14 protein-coding genes are annotated in these 14,926 nt (G+C 61.6%); 5 read left to right on the top strand and 9 right to left on the bottom strand.

Going from position 1 to position 14,926, the window contains the following annotated elements; genetic code table 11:
* Positions 1–104: 104 nt before the first annotated feature.
* From FHP91_RS21160 to FHP91_RS11755, 5 genes are all read right to left on the bottom strand, one after another.
* A complete protein-coding gene (locus FHP91_RS21160) occupies positions 105–377 on the bottom strand; it encodes a hypothetical protein (RefSeq protein WP_186301529.1) in 273 nt (90 codons plus the stop codon).
* The gene (locus FHP91_RS11740; RefSeq protein WP_144309790.1) at positions 370–3,534 is read right to left on the bottom strand and encodes an SNF2-related protein; all 3,165 of its coding nucleotides are present in this window, start codon (positions 3,532–3,534) and stop codon (positions 370–372) included. The genes FHP91_RS21160 and FHP91_RS11740 overlap by 8 nt, the downstream gene beginning before the upstream one ends.
* Before the next feature lie 230 nt (positions 3,535–3,764).
* The gene (locus tag FHP91_RS11745) at positions 3,765–4,082 is read right to left on the bottom strand and encodes a hypothetical protein (protein ID WP_144309791.1); all 318 of its coding nucleotides are present in this window, start codon (positions 4,080–4,082) and stop codon (positions 3,765–3,767) included.
* A 26-nt stretch (positions 4,083–4,108) separates the two neighbouring features.
* Positions 4,109–5,041, bottom strand: a complete 933-nt coding sequence (locus tag FHP91_RS11750) for a hypothetical protein (protein WP_144309792.1) — start codon at positions 5,039–5,041, stop codon at positions 4,109–4,111.
* Positions 5,042–5,242: 201 nt separating this feature from the next.
* The gene (locus FHP91_RS11755) at positions 5,243–5,881 is read right to left on the bottom strand and encodes an SOS response-associated peptidase (protein WP_144309793.1); all 639 of its coding nucleotides are present in this window, start codon (positions 5,879–5,881) and stop codon (positions 5,243–5,245) included.
* A gap of 121 nt (positions 5,882–6,002) precedes the next feature.
* Here FHP91_RS11755 and FHP91_RS11760 point away from each other — a divergent pair, with 121 nt between their 5' ends.
* Positions 6,003–6,578 (top strand): hypothetical protein, encoded by a 576-nt coding sequence (locus FHP91_RS11760; protein ID WP_144309794.1) that lies wholly within the window; start codon positions 6,003–6,005, stop codon positions 6,576–6,578.
* 1,334 nt (positions 6,579–7,912) lie between these two features.
* Positions 7,913–9,304: a replication initiation protein gene (locus FHP91_RS11765; protein ID WP_144309795.1), complete on the top strand. Its 1,392-nt coding sequence runs from the start codon at positions 7,913–7,915 to the stop codon at positions 9,302–9,304.
* A 191-nt stretch (positions 9,305–9,495) separates the two neighbouring features.
* Here FHP91_RS11765 and FHP91_RS11770 read toward each other — a convergent pair whose 3' ends face one another.
* The 3 genes from FHP91_RS11770 to FHP91_RS11780 form a co-directional block, all read right to left on the bottom strand.
* Positions 9,496–10,167 (bottom strand): hypothetical protein, encoded by a 672-nt coding sequence (locus FHP91_RS11770; protein ID WP_144309796.1) that lies wholly within the window; start codon positions 10,165–10,167, stop codon positions 9,496–9,498.
* Positions 10,168–10,289: 122 nt separating this feature from the next.
* Positions 10,290–10,679 carry a hypothetical protein gene (locus FHP91_RS11775; RefSeq protein ID WP_144309797.1) on the bottom strand — a complete coding sequence of 130 codons (390 nt, stop codon included), beginning with the start codon at positions 10,677–10,679 and terminating at the stop codon, positions 10,290–10,292.
* A gap of 268 nt (positions 10,680–10,947) precedes the next feature.
* Positions 10,948–11,262 carry a hypothetical protein gene (locus FHP91_RS11780; RefSeq protein WP_144309798.1) on the bottom strand — a complete coding sequence of 105 codons (315 nt, stop codon included), beginning with the start codon at positions 11,260–11,262 and terminating at the stop codon, positions 10,948–10,950.
* A gap of 296 nt (positions 11,263–11,558) precedes the next feature.
* On the opposite strand from FHP91_RS11780, the gene FHP91_RS11785 reads away from it, so the two are divergent.
* The 3 genes from FHP91_RS11785 to FHP91_RS11795 all read left to right on the top strand — a co-directional run bounded on the left by FHP91_RS11785 (position 11,559) and on the right by FHP91_RS11795 (position 14,383).
* Positions 11,559–12,035, top strand: a complete 477-nt coding sequence (locus tag FHP91_RS11785) for a LexA family protein (RefSeq protein ID WP_144309799.1) — start codon at positions 11,559–11,561, stop codon at positions 12,033–12,035.
* Positions 12,036–12,038: 3 nt separating this feature from the next.
* The gene (locus tag FHP91_RS11790; RefSeq protein ID WP_144309800.1) at positions 12,039–13,331 is read left to right on the top strand and encodes a Y-family DNA polymerase; all 1,293 of its coding nucleotides are present in this window, start codon (positions 12,039–12,041) and stop codon (positions 13,329–13,331) included.
* 80 nt (positions 13,332–13,411) lie between these two features.
* Complete coding sequence (locus FHP91_RS11795; protein WP_144309801.1) at positions 13,412–14,383, top strand: SAP domain-containing protein; 972 nt, start codon at positions 13,412–13,414, stop codon at positions 14,381–14,383.
* Between the two features lie 187 nt (positions 14,384–14,570).
* Here the strand turns inward: FHP91_RS11795 and FHP91_RS11800 are convergent, their stop codons facing one another.
* Complete coding sequence (locus tag FHP91_RS11800; protein ID WP_144309802.1) at positions 14,571–14,894, bottom strand: helix-turn-helix domain-containing protein; 324 nt, start codon at positions 14,892–14,894, stop codon at positions 14,571–14,573.
* Positions 14,895–14,926 lie beyond the last annotated feature (32 nt).

Consider the following 14,926-nt stretch of genomic DNA (forward strand, 5'->3'; position numbering starts at 1 on the left):
CCGCTCGGCTGGGAGCACATCAACCTGACCGGCGATTACCTCTGGCGCAGCAGCGCCAAGATCGGCGCGGGCAAGTTCAGGCCGCTACGGCCGCTGCAACCGGCTTAGCGTGCTTTATTTTCCGTTTTCTGAGACGACCCCAGGATGGTTGAGATGGCCCCGGTAACTGCCCAGGTGCTGTTTCCACTGTCGAACCGGGCTTCATCGGCCCGGTGCACGAGCCGATCGAGCCAGATCGTGCGGTGGCCTGTCGCCGGATCAGTCTCCTGACCCAAGATGCTCGCGACAGTTTTCTTGCTCGACCCATGACGGGTCACGGCGATATCGGTCTGACCGATCGTGATGCTTGGCAGGACCTTGAACGGTGAATCAGGCATATGCCGTCTCCTTGGGAATGTTGTCGAGCCAAAGACGAAGATCACGGTCAGCCAGCTGATGCAGCTTGACCATGTCGTCGACGAAGCGCCCGATGACGGTATCCAGATGCAGGAAGTCCGCATCCTCTGTTTCGGGCGTGCCCCAGTCGAGGCCTGCCCGGGCTGCATCCCGCTTGAACTGCACGAGCTGTGCCTTGTAGCAGTCAATCGAACCGGGAAGGTGGATGTACCTCACCCTCACGTTCTCTTTCTGTTGCGGACGCAGCAGGCGGTGAATTGCCTGCTCCTCGGTCGTTGCCGACCAGGATCGTGACAGCATCAGTACCTCTTGCGCCTGCCACAGATTGAGCCCTTTTTGCGTTACCCCCGTAGTGGCGAGCAGGTTGGGGCACGGCCCATAACGGAATCGCGTGTTCAGATCCTTGGTGCGCGTGCGCACCGGAATCTTGCCGTGGAACGGCATTACATCTACACCCCGATTGCCAAGCTCACGCCCGATCAGTTCGATCAAGCCCGGATTCTCGGCATACAGCACGGTCTTGCGACCGGCCTTGGTCAGGCGCTCGATTTCGCCGAGCACCCAGCGGTGCTTTGAAGTGAGTTTCCCGTAGGCGCCGAATCCTTCCACCCCATACTGCGGGTAGTCGGATGCGAAACTCACCGCCCTGATCCTTGCCAGGATGGCAATCAGGTTGTTCTTCTTGCCCGGCTCCGCACGGCTTCGCAGATAGAAGTCCGAGAACTCCTGGACCACCTCCATGTAGTAGCGCAGATGCTCGTGATCCCAAGGAACCTCCACCACCTCCCGAGTCTCGGGCGGGATCTTGATCCACTGGGCCACTTCGGGCTCCTCAACGATTCGCCGCTTGATGTGCGGCGCCACCATCTGCCGGTACAGCTCCAGGTTGCCGATACGCGGGATCTCCCGCTTGGCCCCTTCCGTCATGGTGTCCTCGAACTCCCGGGTCACCCACTGGGTGGTCACGAAAGCGTCTCGGAACGCGTCGATGCCACGCTCGGCGCCGATCATGCTCTGGCGCCAGTTTGGCTCAAGCTTGCCCCGTCGCCACCCCCACGGCTGAGCCGCGGTGCCATCGCCTGCCGCGAACGCTAGCGTTGGCGCCAGATCGCGCGGGTAGTTGGCCATGGGCGTTGCGGTCAGCACGTATCGCTTCTTCGCGCTGAGTTGTGCGCAGGCTCGCGCCTGGTCCGAGTTCGGGTTGGACAGCAAATCCCCCTCATCGAATACCGCTACACCCGCACGCCGGCGCATGAGCCCGGCGTAGGTCTTGCGCATGCGTTTCTTGGACCCGTCCGACTGCACGGGCATACGCAAGCGCTCGTAGGAGATCAGGTTGATGCGCCGAAGCGCACTGGCCTGATGCGGCGAGGTGATCACCTGCCACTGATCTGCCGCGATGGGCAGCCCCTTGAGCTCGATCACCATCTCGTCGATGAGACCGGCCTCAGTCACGATGAGTCCGTGACGGACGCCGTGGAGCAGGATCAGGGCAGAGGCCAGACGCGCCTTGCCAAGTCCCATGTCCCATGCCGCTATAGTGCCGACCGGCTTCATGGCCAGTTCGATCAGGTCGTCGAACTGGTAACCCCACGAGAGCCACTCGTCGATCCGCGCCGCCCGCGCCCGCGCCATCCAGCCTTGCGCAACACCCGGGAAGGCCTTGATGAGCCCTTGATGCACCACGGTCCAGCCAGATTCAGCCGCACCGGTGACCACCTCGAAGCGCTCGTACAGATCTTCCGGCTTGAGCCGGATCTCGCGCCCCGCAATGGTCATGCAGTAGTTGCCGTCTTCGCCGCGCTCGAACCCATAGGTCCTGTTCGGCTCGAGTACCGGCGACCCCCAAACCTTCGGGTCTGCCACCTGTGTGCGACGCGGACGCGCTTCGACCTGGTTGGCCGCACCGGCCACGCCGTCTTGCACGAACACTGTGTGCCGCAGCGGCGTCGCCTGACGGCGCGTCGCTCGGGTGGCCCGCTTGAGGTATCCGAAGATGCCCTCATCGACCACTGCTTCGCCTCCCGCTTCGCCGATCAGGTCGACAAACGCGCGAAACGAGGCCACCGGCTCGTCCTGGGCCAGATGCACCTCAAGATCGAACACACCTTGACCCACAAAGCGCACACCCTTGGGATAGCGGTGCTGGCTGTCGCGCCCCGAGGGGACGCGCTCGCGCAGGATTGCGTTCATAACCTTCGCTTCGGTCAGACCGCAACCGAATCTCAGGCCCACACGCCGGCCGTCTCGCACAACACGAACCTTGCGCTCGCCGGTAACCGGCAACGTGATGCTCGGACCGGTGTCCTTCACATCGCATCGACCGATCGACGGCCGGCCTCGGCCATACAGCACCAGCGCCGGGCTGATCGACACCGGGGCATCGAGCGAATCGAGCTCGATGCGCTCGATGTGCCCGTAGCTTCCAGTGCCGAACACGACAATGGACACTTGGACCTCAGTGCCCTCTTCCCGGAACGAACCGGCCGGCAGATCGATCTTGGCGCGCATGCGCTTCGATTGATCCGCGTCCAGATACGCGCCCGGTTCGCGAAGCAGCTCATCGGCAAACGTACGCGGTAGCAGAGCCACCACGATGTAAGCCGCCTCCAGTGCCTGGGCCAGCGCGTATGCGTGGCTGATCGCAGCACTGTTGGGCCCGTACCGGCCGTAGCAGGTGCAGGCATACGGTTGGATCGTTGGCGCATCCAGATGCACCGAGAACGGAGGATTGATCAGTGCCACATCGAACCCCCGGGGCTTTGCCGACTCCATGGCGCAGTGCTCGAACTCGCATTCGAACCCCGCGGCCAGTGCCTGCTCGCCCACTTGTGCTACCGCACCCGCATCGACATCGAATCCGAAGATGGCGTGCTTTGCCGGATCGGCGAACTGAAGCAGTCGGCCGCTTCCGACCGAGTTGTCCAGCACCGCCACGCGGCCCATCGGACCACGCTTCTCCAGCTCTCGCTCGATCGCTGGGGTGACGATTCGCCACATCAGTGCGGCCACGGCATCCGGGGTGAAGAACTGCCCCTCGTGCACTCGCCTTGCCGCCGCCAGACCGCCGAGCGAACCGGGCCTGTCGGCCTGCGATCCACGCGACTTGATGCCCCGCAGGGCGTCATACCAGCTCATGTTGTGCTCCTTCGTGAGGAGCGGAACGCACCACCGCCCAGCGGGCGATGATGATCCCGCTTGGGTTGCTTGATGGTTGTCCTGAACGGACGTTGTGTGTGCTGGATTCGGCTTTCGCCACGGTCTGTCCCAGCTACCGTCTCGGATGCATGCACCCGGTAAGGCTTTCTCCAGAGCCTCCCTTCGGGGAGGCTCCAGACAAGGCCCTGCCTTGTTTGACGCGATGGCGATCAGGTCCTGTCCATCGCACACTGCGCTGCTGATTGCAGGGTTGCTGGAGTATGCCCAACCAGCTCGATGAGTTGCCCCACCTGCTCATAGGTCAGCCAGTCCCCCACTTGCGCCCTTCCCTGTTCGATCACGTTCTTGATGCCATCCGGAAAAGCAGTGGCGATCAGGCTAGGTGCCGCCAAGGGGGTGTTCTTTGCCGGGAGGCATGCGACGAACACCTTTGCCTGTTGCCATGCCTCGGCCTTGCGTTCCTGGCTTTGGAAGCTGGCCACCGCACCCAGTACGAGCGCGATGACAGCAGCAATGAGCGCTATCACTTATTTTGTCTTCATCGGTTGTGCCCTCATTCGAGTTTGAGATAGTTGCCCAGGAAGATCTGCACCTGTTCGGCGACCTGCTGATTCATACGCACCTCGAAGCGATTGAGATAGGTGATAACGATTACCTCTGATTTATCACCCAGATTGAAGCGCGCGCGAGAGACCAAATCGTCTCGATAGGAAAGATCCTTCGCGAACCCTACGATCGCCTCAGCAAGATCGTCCAGGCTTGCCCAGTTCATCACCTGCGCCATGAGGCGGAAGGCGCTGACCAGCGACTCTTGGCTTGAATAGCTCAGCCGATTCCGGCCGTACTTCTTGTCGAACGAATCGCAGTACGCATGCAGGTTGATGATGGTGTAGCCGCCCTTGACCTCCACCTTGTCCTGACGGGACAAGCCGAAGGCGCGGTAGAACTCGGTGGCCAGTTTCTCCAGCGCGAGTCGTTTGCCGTTGTCACCTCCGTAGGTGCGCTCGAGCAGTTCCCAGAGCGCGTCCGCATGGAATGTCTTGTGGCTCAGGTGTTCGTCCGCGTAGAGCTTCTCGTGGATGTCGTGCCTGTCGATGGGAACTTCGCTTCCGTCGGAGCCGAATTGCTTGGAAGCAAGCCAGATCAGGGCATCGAACATCCCCTTGGCCAGGGAGTCCTTATCGCTTTCGCACTCGCAAGGGCTGACAGTGCCGAGCACTGAGTATCGCGGGTGCCCCAGTTCCTTGAACAGCGCGGCCTCTTCGGACCGGAACTGGTTCCTGGCTGCAGCGGCTTCGTCGATCGCGAGGCAACCTTTCTGCCACAGCGACTCGAAGCGCTGCGCGACGGTCAGTTCGACCGACGGGCTGACCGTCTCGATGGGTTTGTCGTCATGCACCAGGTAGGCGTCGACGGCGGTCGGCGTCTCCTGCACCCCGAACAGCGCGGCGAAGGAAGCGTCCAGATGGGAATGAATCGTTTGCATTGGGGACTCCGTGTGAGCGCGGAGCCCTCTGCCCCTGCGGGCATGAAAGCCCCGCTAGGGTTGAGATTGGTGTCCAGAACGGACGTTGAAGAAGCTGGCTTTGCCATCGGCGCGGTGCTGCCAGCTACCGCTGCGAGCATTGCTGCTCATAGAAGGCTCAATCATAGCAGAGAGGCCGGCCCTGCAAGCAAGCGTCCGCGCTCAGTTGGTGCCCAGGCGCCCTTCGGTCGCCACCAGTTCGACCTGTTGGCTGTTGGCCAGCAACTGCCTCATCTGCTCTGGCGAACTCGCCAGAAGCCAGCGGTCGATATTCGCCTCATCGAGGACAACTACGGTGCGCTTCTCGTCCTCGGGCTTGTGGAAGCGGCTCATGAGAGGGTGGTCGTCTGCATTGACGGTCAGCATCGTGAAGGACAGATCTGGGCCGCCATCGGGCCAGCGCTTCGTCTCCCACATCCCGGCGATGGCCATCGGTCCGCCTCCTGCCCGCTCGATGCGCCACCAGACCGCCTTGCCCGTCTCGTAGCACGGCTCGTAGAAGGCGGCGGCCGGCACGACGCACAGTTGCCTGTGGCTCCATGCGTGCCGGAACGAAGGCTTTTCCGCCACGGTCTCTGCCCGGGCGTTGTAGGTGCGCTTGGCGAAGCTGCGATCTTTCGCCCAAACCGGCAATAGGCCGAAAGTAGCCAAGGCGCATTGGCGCGATTTGCCTTCTGCGGAAAGAATCACGGGAGCCTGTCCGCCCGGGTAGGTGTCGGCGGCAGACAGTTTGAGCTGCTGTGCGTCAGCTCCCAACTGTTCGAGATGGTGGACGGTGGCGGGTCGGTAGTTCGAGCACATGATCAAAGTCTAGCTGAGATGTTGGCTCAACGCGGGCCGATGAGGACACCGAGTCGATCGGCGCTTGGAGAACGACCCCGCCGTGGCAGTATGGAAAGTATTCCGCATTGGAGAGATCGTCTTGGCCGCATCCTACGCACCTTGGCGCCGGCAATTGCTCCTGGCCCGTCTTCTGCTGACCGGGGCTCCGGCCGCCTTGGTCTTTGGTTTCCTCTGGCATCGTGACGCCTATCTTTGGCTTGGCGCACTAGCCGGCGGCTGTCTGTTCGTCGGTCTGTGGCTACTTCGGCAGGTTCGATCTCGCCAGTACGGGCAGCGGATAGAGTCGCGCCATTCCAGGCTGGCCGCCGATCACCTCCGAGGCATGGGTTTTACTGTCCGATGTGGACAGATGACGCGCTATGGGGATGTCGACATGGTGGTAAGCCGCGGGCCCATGAGCGCAACGGTGGAGATCAAGGCGTTTCACTACTGGCGAAGTCGCTTCCGGGATCGGGGCAGGCAGCAACGCGCCCGGCAGCAGGCGCGACGACAACGCGAGCAGCTTGGCGCCCAGGTGTGCGTGCTGTGGTTGCCGACAGCGCGGTCGACCTGGCTGAGCCGCCTGCTTGACCTGATCATGCCTGAAATGCAGCCGCTGGTCGTCAGGGGGTCGGCGCGAAAGCTGGGCGTCGTGCTGGATGAAATGGCCGATTGATCGACGAATCGACGCTGCCCGCGCTGGCAAGGCACGTGCATGATGCTCCGCGCGTCCAGTGTGAGGTGGTTGTGCCTTTGTCGAAAATCATCAAGAGCGCAACCCTTCGTATGTTTTTTCTAAGATTTTGTAAACCCTTCGTTTACGTTTACGCGCGCCCCAAACCCTTGGCGTTATTGACGTCTGGGCTTTTGTGGTGAGTGTTTTCAGGGCTCACGGTGAGCGTTTCCGGGTATGTAGGTGAGAGCTTTCGGGAACTTGGGTGAGCGTTTGCAGGGATCAAAGGTGAGAGCTTTCGGGGAAGGTGAGAACTTACAGGGATGATAGGTGAGAGTTTTCGGGGATGGCCTCCGCAGCGGCAGGCTCACAGGTCGGTCAAACAGCCTTTACCACAAGGCTTTTAGCGGTTCCACCTCATAAAACAGCACTTTTGACCGGTTATTCATAGGTGAGAACTTTCGGGGATGGCGGTTGGCGCCCTCAATGATGGATTGATCTCTTGAGAGGAAGGCGCTTTCCTTATAAATCAATGCCTTGCCTGTTGTCCGTCAGTATTTCTGTGCGCTTCATACCCGAAAACTCTCACCTATCATCCCTGTAAGCTATCACCTGTAGCGGTCGCCATGTCAGCCATACCCGAATCCTCTCACCTATCTGGAAATCCAATAACAGCAAGGCTTCTGGCCACCCCTGGGACCACATTGCCGGGCCTGCCATCCCCGTAGCTTCTCACCTATCGCTTCTCGAAGGTGAGGTCATCCCCGAAAACTCTCACCTATCGTATAACCCAGTATCCACGCGGGTTTGCGGGCCTGTATCACATGCCGGGAGCCCGGTTTATACCCGAAAGCTCTCACCTGGAGGAGCCCAAAGGTGAGAGCATCCCCGAAAGTTCTCACCTTTCCGGAAAGTCTATGATTCACAAGGGATTGTGGAGCGTCGCGTCCGTGCGCCTGCCCCGGTCATCCCCGAAAACGCTCACCTGTCGGTGTGCTCAGGTGAGAGCATCCCCGAAAGTTCTCACCTATCCGGAAAGCCCACTTCCCACGCCGTTTCAGGCGTGCTGCGCTGCAGTGTTCACGCCCTGGCCATACCCGGAAACACTCACCTATCAATGCTCACAGGTGAGAGCATCCCTGAAAACGCTCACCTGTGAGTACCACAGTGGAAGCCATCCCCGGAAACGCTCACTTTTGCTCGGGTCTGGTGTCCATTTTGGCGTTGTGCCAAACCCGTCCCAAAAAAGGTATCGGTGATAACCGATTTACCTATTGCTATCACCTTTGGTCGCGGCTACATTGTCAGCTGTCATCGATGCGATATATGCAAAGCTCGTGAGCAAGAAGCAATCCGAAAAGAGTGTCGTGGTGGCCGTGAAAGCGAACAACGCGCCGGGCGAGTTGCGCAAGGCCGTCGACGCCATCTACGTCTATCCGCACCAAGGTCGGCTGACGCTCATGTCTCGGCGCGCATTCAACCTGCTGCTGGCCCGAGCCATGGAGGATGGGGTCGAAAAGGAGTGGTACGAGATTCCGATCTCCGAGCTGGCCAAGGACATGCGCTTCGACAGCAAGGACATGAAGCATCTGGAAGACACGCTCGATGCGATGCAAACCACGTTGCTCAAGTGGGACGTGATCGATACGCAGTCCGGAAAATCGGTTCGTGTCCGCGACTCAGTCCAGTTGCTCGGCGCAGTCCAGCTCATCGGCGGCTACGATCCGGCAGGCCCGCGCTCCGGGGTGGCGCGCACCGTTCGCTACCAGTTCGACAAGCGGGTCAAGCAGCGGCTTCTGGTGCCGGAGGTGTATGCCCGGATCAACCTGCAGTTGCAAACCGAGTTCTCCAGCTCTCACACCCTAGCGCTGTACGAGCAGGTGATCCGCTACCGGTCCAACACCTCCACGGATGGATGGGCCTATACGGTGAAGCTGCCTTGGCGCGAGTGGCGCAATCTGCTGCTGGGTGGGGACAGCACCAACGTCTATGAGCAGTACAAATACTTCAGCCGTGATGTGCTGAACAAAGCGTTGCGTGAGCTTGGCCAGGTGGTCACCGAGTTTGAGTTTGAGATGCTCGTATTCAAGACTGGCCGGGTCATCGACAAGCTGCAGTTCAGGATGCGGCCCAAGGCGCAACAAAGCCTTGGACTGAAGGTCTCCCAGCCGCTCATCGACACCGGGACAATACACAACAGGCTCCTCAAGATCGGCCTCAAGGAGGCTGACATCTCAAAGATCCTCGACGACAACGATCCCGAGGTCGTCAAGGATGCAGCTTCCCAGACCGAGGCTCGTTTGCGCAGGTCCGATCTGAATCCGCTCGGAAATGTGACGGCCTACTTCGTCGACGCGATGAAGCGCGTGCGCGATCAGATCAAGGAGGCCCGCGAGAAGAATCAGAAGCTCTCTGGCCCTGATCAAAGGGGTAAGGACGCAAAGGCCGACGCCAGCGGGGTCGATATCCTAGACCCCGAGGTGCCTCAGAAGGGGCGCCGCAGGCCAGACACCCTGAGTGAGAAGCGCGCGGTGAAGGAAGGCTGGGAAGAGATCGAGGATCACTTTCGACAGCTCCCCAAGGAGGAGCGCGACGCGCTGGTCGAGCAGTTCGTCGAGTCCATCTCGGACAATGCGGCGCTCATGCGGGAGATCAACCGGCGTGGGTTTGAAGGGCCGCTCGTTCGGGCATCGTTTGTGCCTTGGCTCAAGCGCAACATCGAAAATTGAGCGTTCGGCGTCACTTGGCTGAGTGTTGAGCGATACCCTTTAGAGAGTTTGCCAGGACAGAGAGGCTACTGGTGAAAGGTGGCTATATCCGCTTGCCGTTGTCCAGAGAATTCTAGTTCAGACGTATTCAGAGTGCCCAGACGAAAGAAGCCCACCCAGAGACGCCTTGAGGCGACCGAGGGTGGGCTTCGTCATGCTGCGTGTCGCGTGCGGTGCGCGTTGTCTGCCGGGTGGCCCAGCAGGATTTTGTCCGCATTGATTGTCAGGGCCAGATCGATGCCCATGGCGAGCATCGGTTCGATGCGCGATCGCTGCTGCGAATCGATGCTCTGGGCAGACCCATTAAGGGCCCACAAGATTACCCTTGCGTCTTCGTCGCGGGGCAGATTGATGATCTGCCGGCCCTCCTTTCCAGCAAGGACTAGCCGAGCCTGTTCGGGTGAGCGAAGCACTTGCGCCTCATCCCACCCCGGGCAGATGGTGCGTCGAAACCGGTCATCCGATTTGGCTTGCCGTAACCGATCCTCGACAGTTCGCTGCGAGAGAACAAGGGTGCAGTGGCCCGATGCTCCCCAACGGGCCAGTTCACGGGTACCGCGAGCGGCCTGTCCGTTCGGTTGCCAGGTGGCCCGGCCGACGCCCGTCTCCTCCAGCAGGGAGAGGATGGTCACCTTGTGCAAGAACGGCACCACAGGCATGAAATGCGTCTTGCCTGCGCTTCGCCCGTTGCCGGCGCGAAAGCTCATGTGCCGCTCGCCGCTCAAGCCGATCCCGGTGATCTTCCGGGTCAGATTGAGCTTGCCCAGCAGGGCATGGGCCGCCATCAGCAGCGCTGCGTTGTAGTTGTACTGTTGCGTCGTCATATCGTTCTCCAGTGCATTTCGTTGGAGGGACCCGCCCGCCGGGCGATAAGTCCCGGTAAGGCGTGTCCATGACGGACTTTGAGGTGATACGGTTGATAGGGGTGCTAGCACGCCTATCAGTGTTAAATCATCTTGAGCTTGCTGGCCAAAGTGCGTTCGAACTCGACGAGGTTGTTCAGACGAACCTTCTCCTCGAGCCAGGCGACGGTTCGCTGCACTTCATCGTCGGTGATCTGACGATCAAGTCGGTAGTGCCGTCCGATGATCTGGTTGCGTGTGAGCTCCAGCGCGGAAGGCGCATGCGCCGTTGGCGCCGGCGTGGCTTGGCTGCTCAGTACAGTGGTGACCGCCTCCATGCCGAACTCCACCGCGATGGCGTTTTGGACTCGGCGCTCGATCGCCAGCCGGGCTGCTTCGCTGGTGATGTCTGAGGCGAGCTCGAGGTCGAGAGAGATCCGGACATGCAGGTCGAACTGCGGACCGGGCTTTGGCAAAGGGGAAGAACTACTCATGTGGATCTCCTGGTGATGTGCGGAGAAACCACTGCCCGGTACGGGGAGAGTTTCCCCGCGTGGGTTGCATGTGTTGAGCGTCCTGAATGGACGAGAGGGCTGGTTTCGGCAAGGTGCCCGGTATGACCCAGCTACCGGATCGGCCAGTGAAGCCGGCCTGAATAAGCATCGATTTTATCATTGGTGTTCGTGCAGGCGTGCGGCTCACAGAGGCCGACTTCCCAGAATTAAATCACGTCGCGCGCTGCCCCTTCATCCAGCACGGGGCTCAACCGGACCGATCAAGGATCACGCCGATCTGCCAAGGCTCCGGAAAGGGCATCGAGCCAGGCTCTTCGGGCTCGAGAGCTGCCCGCCATCGGCGCTGCTCAAGAAGCGCCTCGCTGTGCAGTTGAGCTTCGCGCGGAAAACGCGCGAGGAGCTTGGCGACCACATCCGACAGTTCAAGGTTGTCGCCCACGCGCAGGTAGTGCGCAATCACATCCGCCGCCAAATCGTTCTGCTCGGGGCTCACCCACTGGCCGCACTCGCTGTAGGCGTGGGCCATATCGCCTTGAGAGAGGGCAAGTACCAGCTTGGTCATTTGCCCGGCGTCAGAGGCCCGCCGCTGCTTCAAGATCCACGCGAGTACAGCCCCGTAGGGCGTGAGGCCGCAATCGCTTTGCGGTTGCTTCAATACCATCGTCGCAGGCGTCCATCTTGGTCTATCTGATTGCCAAGAGCGTACCGCAGCGCCACGTGCAATCAGACTCTGGAAAACATGGCTTAGGGGGCCATATTTGCCGTAACCATCGCCGCAGGTAAATGCGAAGGCGGCCGGAGCCGAGCGCGGCGGAGTTCTGCGGTACGATTGGAATCGTTCCCAAATGCAGTACACCCATGCGCTCGCACGCCCAGCACACTTCGCCCGTCCCGACCCTGTCGCAAGCACCGGAGCCCCTTGCTACCGATGCGCCGGCCGCCGAGATCCGCCTGCTCTCGCACCGGATCAGCGCCGGCTTCCCCTCCCCAGCCAGCGACTACGTCGAGGACGGACTGGATCTGAACGAATACCTGGTGCGCAACAAGCCGGCGTCGTTCATGTTCACGGTCAAGGGCGACTCGATGACCGGCGCGAGCATCGAGGACGGCGACAAGGTCGTGGTCGATCGCTCCGCGCGAGCGCAGCACAACGACATCGTGGTGGCGGTGGTCGACGGCGAATACACCATCAAGCGGCTGTACCTGCGGGACGGGCACGTCGAGCTGCGCCCAGAGAACCCGGCGTTCGAGGCGATCACCTTTGGCGAAGGCTCGGAGTTGGAGGTCTGGGGCGTGGTTGTGGGGGTGGTGCGCCGCTACCCGGTCGCGAGGTAGCCGGTGGATTCGCCCTCGCCTCAGTTCGCCCTGGTCGATGCGAACAACTTCTATGTCTCATGCGAGCGAGTCTTTCGCCCCGCGCTGGCCAGCACGCCCATGGTGGTGCTGTCGAACAATGACGGCTGCGCTGTCGCCCGCTCCAACGAGGTCAAGGCGCTGGGCGTGAAGATGGGCACGCCATGGTTCAAGATGCGCGAGCTGGCCGCGCAGCATGGCATTCTTGCCTTCTCATCCAACTACACGCTCTACGGCGACATGAGCAATCGGCTCGTGGCGGTGCTGCGCCAGTTCGCGCCCGAGGTGGAGGTCTACAGCATCGATGAGTCCTTCTTGCGCATCGAGACCGTGGCCCACCTGTATGGTGGCGCGGGCGCGATGGGCCAGCAGATCCGCGCCCGGGTCGGTCAATGGACCGGGCTTCCGGTGTGCGTTGGCATAGGCCCGACCAAGACGCTGGCCAAGCTGGCCAACCACATGGCCAAGAAGAACCCCGAGTTCAATGGCGTGTGCGACCTGCACGCTCTCAGCCGCGCCGAGCGCGGGCGGTGGATGGCCGGCATCGAGGTCGGCGAGGTGTGGGGCGTCGGGCGCAGGCTCGAAGAACGCCTGGCCGCGCTTGGCATCCATACGGTGCTCGATCTTCGCAACGCTTCGCCCAAGTGGCTGCGCTCGCACTTCGGGGTGGTGATGGAGCGCACCTGCTCTGAGCTGCGCGGTATCAGCTGCCTGGCGCTCGAGGAGGTGGTCCCGGCCAAGCAGCAGATCATGGCCTCTCGCAGCTTCGGCCAACCGCTCGAGGACATCGAGGCGCTGCGCGAGGCGGTGGCCGCCTATGTGAGCCGGGCGGCCGAGAAGCTGCGCGCCCAGGCCTCGGTGTGCGCCGCGGTCCACGTGTTCGTGATGAGCAACCGCTTCCGTCCCGAAGAGCCTCAGTACAGCGCCGGGCTGACGGTCCCGATGGCCGAGGCCTGCGACGATACGCGGGCGCTCACCACCGCTGCGCTGCGCGGCCTTGGGGCGATCTTCCGGCCGGGCATCCGTTACAAGAAGGCCGGGATCATGCTCACGCTGCTCTCGCCCAAGGCGGCGATGCAGCGCTCCTTGTTCGATGTCGCCGGCGCCGGCGCCCGCTCGGCGGCGCTGATGTCCGTTCTGGACGCGGTCAATCGCACCTTTGGCCGGGATGTGCTGCGCACCGGCGCCAGCGGCACAGAGAAGCGCTGGGCGATGCGCTCGGAAAACCGCTCGCCGCGCTACACCACCCGATGGGATGAGCTACCGGTGGCCCGTTGAGCATTTTGTCCTGCGCCAACCCACGCGATCGGCATATCCTCGATGTCTGTTGAAACCGGCTGGAATGGGATGGGTTTGCTATGGGCTTTTTCGACTTTCTCCGGGGGCGAAAGGGAAAGGATGGGCTCAGCGATGCTGAGCTGACGCTGCTTGCCCGGTTCAGCAGGGCGCGGGTGGCAGAGGACGAATCGGCCGAGCGTTGGGATGCGCCGCTTGGGGCGCCGGTTGGCAAGACGATTCGCCGGCTCATCGACCGGGGGCTGCTGGCTCCTGCATCGCTGAAGGCGCGCCTTGCTGCGACGCTGAAAGTGCCCGAGTTGAAGGTGCTCTTGCGCGAGCGCGAGTTGCCGGTATCCGGCACCAAGCCTGTGCTGATCGAGCGCCTTGTCGAGGCCGATCCGGCTGCGGCCGAAGCGGCCGTTGCCGGCCGCTCGCTGGTTGGTTGCACGGACGAGGGCGCGAAGCTTGTGGCAGCGTTTCGCGAGCGGAAGAACGCCGAGCATGAACAAGCCAGCCAGGCGAGCCTGGAGATGATCCAGCGCGGTGACTTTGCGGGCGCGAGCCGGACTGTGGCGGCCTATGAAGCGCGGCAGGTCTTCCCGCGCGGCCTCGGTATTGACTGGCAGTCTCACGATGCTGCCGAGGACGTGCGGTTTCTCACCAGCTTGCAGCACGCCACGCCAGCCATCCTGAGCAATCTCAGTGAGCTGGACATGAGCGCGCTTCGGGTGGCCACCGCGATGATGCACTTGTGGGGAATGGACAGCGCCAAGCATTGGCTGCCCGAAGGGTTTGTCGGATCGCCCCGCTTCGGTCACGATACCGCTGCCCGGATGCTGCTCTTCCATCAGAGGCACCAACGAGAGATCCGCAATCTCCGCAGGATAGGCATCAAGCACGGGCGGATTCTGGGCTGCCCTAACTCCTGCGACTTCTGCCGCGGCTGGACCGAGAAGAAACTGCGCTTGGACGAGATCCCGGAACTGCCCCACGCCGGCTGTACGCATGAGCTCGGATGCCGCTGCGTGCTGGTTTCCGAACTGGACGACTGACCTCTTACCTCGATAGCCCGTTCGAAACTACCGTGAATCGTGATCTGGGCCCCGCGCTGTGCTGCAGCTCTGGGTCTAGTACCGCGTCGGTGTGCCTTGATCCAATTGGAACAGGGTTTCAAAGACTGTAGTCGATGGCGGCGCGTACCCCCCTCTCTGGCAGATAGGCACCGCATGGCTCATTGACCTAACATGCCTCTTCACGACGCGGCTTTCCGCGTCGCGGACCGTCAGCTTCCTCGACCAGGCGCATTGCTTCGATAAGTTGCTCCTGGCTAACGTAACCCAGTTCCTCAAGTGCAATCAGGATCTGGGCCGGTATGGGAATTGGTTTGCCCTGCTCCATGCGGCTGCCCGCCGACTGGGTGATACCGAACCTTCGCCAGAAATCGACTTGCGTATAGTTGGCTTTATCTCGCTGTGCGCCGATGTCATTCAGAACGCGTTCAATGCGCGAGACACGCTTGGGGTGCACCTTGACATCGAAGTCCGGAGCCTCGTAAAAATCCATAACGAATCCTTGCTCTCATATACCTTTGAGGC

It is taken from the genome of Denitromonas halophila (assembly GCF_007625155.1).
Classification (GTDB): Bacteria; Pseudomonadota; Gammaproteobacteria; order Burkholderiales; family Rhodocyclaceae; genus Nitrogeniibacter; species Nitrogeniibacter halophilus.